The following is a 3,658-nucleotide window of genomic DNA, read 5'->3' as shown; positions in this document are numbered from 1 at the left end:
GCCAGCAGTTCCTCGGCCGAGGGAAGGCCCATCTGCTTGGCCGCCGTCCTCAGCGCCTTGTCCGTCACCTTGCGGCCCACATGCTCGAAGCTGACGCGCACCAGTTCGCGGCCCAGGCGCATGAAGCGGTCACGGTCTTCTTCGCGCAAGCTGCGCCGGATGGCGGCCTTAGCGCGGCCCGTCACCACGATGTCCAACCAGGTAGCCTGCGGGCGCTGGCCAGAGGCCGCGATGATATCGACCGACTGGCCGTTCTTCAGGCGCGTCCACAAGGGCACGCGAATGCCGTCAATCTTGGCCCCGACGCAGGAATTGCCGAGGCGCGTATGAATGGCATAGGCGAAGTCGATCGGGGTCGCGCCGCGGGGCAGCTGCAGCACATCGCCCTTGGGCGTGAAGCAGAAGACCTGGTCCTGATACATCTCGAGCTTCACATGCTCGAGGAACTCGTTGTGGTCTTCGGTGTCGAAGCGGTCGGTCAGCTGGGCGATCCATTCGGCCGGGTCGACGGCAAACGGGTTCCGCGTCCGCACCCCATCCCGATAAGCCCAATGGGCGGCGACGCCAGCTTCGGCCACTTCGTGCATCTGGCGGGTGCGGATCTGGACCTCCACCCGCTTGCCGTCGCGGCCCGACACGGTGGTGTGGATCGACCGGTAGCCGTTCGACTTGGGCTGGCTGATATAATCCTTGAACCGCCCGGGCACCGCCCGCCACCGGTGATGGATCACGCCAAGCGCGCGATAGCAGTCCATCTCGGTCCGCGTGATGATGCGAAAGCCGTAGATGTCGGACAGTCGCGAAAACGCCAACTGCTTTTCCTGCATCTTGCGCCATACGCTGAAGGGCTTTTTCGCGCGACCGAAGACATCGGCATCGATGCCTTCCTTTTCCAGCTCCGCCCGGATGTCTGCGGTGATCTGGCCGATGATGTCGCCACTGTCGCGCTGCAGACTGACAAAGCGGCGGATGATCGAACTGCGTGCCTCGGGGTTGATGACCTTGAAGGCCAGATCCTCGAGCTCTTCGCGCATCCACTGCATGCCCATCCGGCCCGCGAGGGGCGCATAGATGTCCATCGTCTCGCGCGCCTTCTTGACCTGCTTGTCAGGACGCATCGAGCGGATCGTGCGCATGTTGTGCAGGCGGTCGGCCAGCTTGACCAGAATCACCCGCATGTCGCGCGACATGGCCATGAACAGCTTGCGAAAGTTTTCCGCCTGCTTGGACTGCGCGCTGGACAGTTCGAGGTTGGTCAGCTTGGTGACACCGTCGACCAGTTCGGAAATCTCGCTTCCGAACATCGTCGCGACTTCGTTCTTGGTCGAGCGGGTGTCCTCGATCGTGTCGTGAAGGAGGGCCGTGACGATGGTCGCATCATCAAGCCGCATCTCCGTTAGGATGGCGGCAACGGCGATGGGATGGGTGAAGTAAGGCTCGCCCGAGTGGCGGAACTGTCCTTCGTGCATCCGCATGCCGTATTCGTAGGCATCGCGGATCAGCTTGGCATTGCTGCGCGGATTATAGTTGCGCACCAATGCCAGAAGGTCTTCGACGTCGATCATGATGCTGCCGAAGACCTCGTTCAGGTGTGTCGTCAGGATCTACCTATCAAGCGCGCTGGTTGGCTTCCAGCATCATGCGCAGCATCCGCTCTTCCGACTCCTCGTCGGCAGGCTTCGGCCGATCCACCTCGGCGCCCAGAAGCAGCGCCATCGCGTCTTCCTCGGGCTCGTCGACCTCGATCTGGGTCTGGGTGGATTCGATCATCCGCTCGCGCAGATCATCGACGGGCTGAGTTTCTTCAGCAATCTCGCGCAGGGCGACCACCGGGTTCTTGTCGTTGTCGCGGTCAACGGTCGGCGCACTGCCGGCCGTGATTTCGCGGGCGCGATGCGCAGCGAGCATCACCAGATCAAAGCGGTTGGGAACTTTGTCGACGCAGTCTTCAACCGTCACGCGGGCCATGAATCACCTGTGCATTTGCGAATCGGACATTCGGGGCGAAAAGAGACTAGTGATCACCATCGGGCCCTTTGTCAAGTCGATGCCTGCATGTCCGCCATGGCCATGGGAACCATTCCCGCCAGTGCCTCGGGCCCCAGATCCGCCAGCATCCGTGCCGCACTTCTCCCGGTAAGAGGATGCCGCCAAGAGGGGTCGACCTCGACCAGCGGCGCCAGCACGAAGCCGCGGTCCTGCATCCGCGGATGCGGCAGGATCAAGCGGTCGGGCGTTTCGACACGCTGGCGGGCGGGGGGCAGGTCCATCCAGCGCTGCAGATGCGCCGGGTCCGGCTGGATCATGTCGTCCAGCGCGATCAGGTCCAGATCCAGAACGCGGGATGACCAGCGCCCTGTGCTGCGGTCGCGGCCATGATCCGCCTCGATCCGGTGCAACCGCGCCAGAAGTGCCGCAGCTTCCATTTCAGTACGAAACAGTGCTATGGCATTGGCATAATCCGGCCCTTCACCGGCCGGCACGGCAGGAGTCCGCCAAAAGCGACTGATTGCGGTTATTGAAATGCCCGGTTCAGTGTGCAGTATGTCCAGCGTTGTGCGCAGGGTGTCGAACAGGCCTTGCCGCAGCAGGGGAAGGTTGGCACCTAACGCAACGATACCAAAAGACAACTTCACCATTCTTCCTCCTTTACTCTACACGTCCACGGCATGGACCGGAATCGTCAGGCCCCTCACCCTGGCCCCGTTACGCGCCTTGGAAGACCATGTCCCATCAAAGGCAACACCGATGTTCTACAAAGATGACCGATTGGCGATCTTCATAGATGGCGCCAACCTCTATGCAGCCGCCAAATCCCTTGGGTTCGACATCGACTACAAGCTGTTGCGCCAGGAGTTCGATCGACGCGGCAAGCTGATGCGCGCCTATTATTATACTGCGCTGATGGAGGGGGAGGAATACTCGCCCATCCGTCCGCTTGTGGACTGGCTGCATTACAACGGCTTCTGCGTGGTCACCAAGCCGGCCCGTGAATACACGGACACGATGGGACGCCGCAAGGTCAAGGGAAACATGGACATCGAGCTTGCGGTGCATGCCATGGAACTGGCACCGCGGCTGGATCATGCCGTTCTGTTCTCCGGCGATGGTGATTTCCGACCTTTGGTCGAGTCGCTTCAGCGCCAGGGGGTGCGGGTTTCGGTCGTTTCGACGATCCGCAGCCAGCCCCCGATGATTGCCGATGACCTGCGGCGCCAGGCCGACAACTTCATTGAACTGGACGCTTTGCGTGACATCATCGGCCGCCCGCCGCGTGAACCGCAACAGGTCGAAACCTGATCTGCGTCCGGCCCGTTTCCTTGCAAGGCGGGCCGGAGTGTTCCAAAAGGTAACTGGCGTTTTCGGATGCCTTTGCTTCACAAGCCTGCGCCCCCGCCTCGGATTTTCCTGTCAAGGTCATCGGGATCTTCGAGATCAGGCTTGAATGCTCTTGGCAGAACGCAGCGCAGCTTTGGCCCTGCATGATGCACGAGTTCTGTGGAGGGCATGCTATGTTGCCACAGCCATCCATTCGGTTCCGCTGAATGAAAAACAAGGGCCTGACCGATCACGGTCAGGCCCTTGTTTTTATGGCTCCGGCGGTAGGGATCGAACCTACGACCAATTGATTAACAGTCAACTGCTCTACCGCTGAGCT

At 61.2% G+C, this 3,658-nt stretch carries 4 protein-coding genes; 1 reads left to right on the top strand and 3 read right to left on the bottom strand.

Features of this window, described 5'->3' with window-relative positions:
* The 3 genes from ACLHHB_RS11945 to folK form a co-directional block, all read right to left on the bottom strand.
* Positions 1-1,565, bottom strand: a 1,565-nt coding sequence (locus ACLHHB_RS11945; RefSeq protein ID WP_410218504.1) for a RelA/SpoT family protein, incomplete at its 3' end; no start/stop codon positions are given.
* A gap of 46 nt (positions 1,566-1,611) precedes the next feature.
* The gene (rpoZ, locus tag ACLHHB_RS11940) at positions 1,612-1,968 is read right to left on the bottom strand and encodes a DNA-directed RNA polymerase subunit omega (protein ID WP_410218503.1); all 357 of its coding nucleotides are present in this window, start codon (positions 1,966-1,968) and stop codon (positions 1,612-1,614) included.
* Positions 1,969-2,039: 71 nt separating this feature from the next.
* Positions 2,040-2,639: a 2-amino-4-hydroxy-6-hydroxymethyldihydropteridine diphosphokinase gene (gene folK / locus ACLHHB_RS11935; RefSeq protein WP_410218502.1), complete on the bottom strand. Its 600-nt coding sequence runs from the start codon at positions 2,637-2,639 to the stop codon at positions 2,040-2,042.
* A gap of 109 nt (positions 2,640-2,748) precedes the next feature.
* Between folK and ACLHHB_RS11930 the strand changes: the two genes are divergently transcribed.
* Positions 2,749-3,300: an NYN domain-containing protein gene (locus tag ACLHHB_RS11930; protein ID WP_410218501.1), complete on the top strand. Its 552-nt coding sequence runs from the start codon at positions 2,749-2,751 to the stop codon at positions 3,298-3,300.
* Positions 3,301-3,658 lie beyond the last annotated feature (358 nt).

Source organism: Paracoccus sp. (in: a-proteobacteria) (assembly GCF_046462195.1).
Taxonomy (GTDB): Bacteria; Pseudomonadota; Alphaproteobacteria; order Rhodobacterales; family Rhodobacteraceae; genus Paracoccus.
Note: the sequence above shows the minus strand (reverse complement) of the source record. Positions and strands in the feature narration are given on the sequence as shown.

Coding starts and splice junctions, on each gene's coding strand:
- ACLHHB_RS11930 (WP_410218501.1), top strand. CDS start 2,749: ATGTTCTACAAAGATGACCGATTGGCGATCTTCATAGATGGCGCCAAC.
- rpoZ (WP_410218503.1), bottom strand. CDS start 1,968: ATGGCCCGCGTGACGGTTGAAGACTGCGTCGACAAAGTTCCCAACCGC.
- folK (WP_410218502.1), bottom strand. CDS start 2,639: ATGGTGAAGTTGTCTTTTGGTATCGTTGCGTTAGGTGCCAACCTTCCC.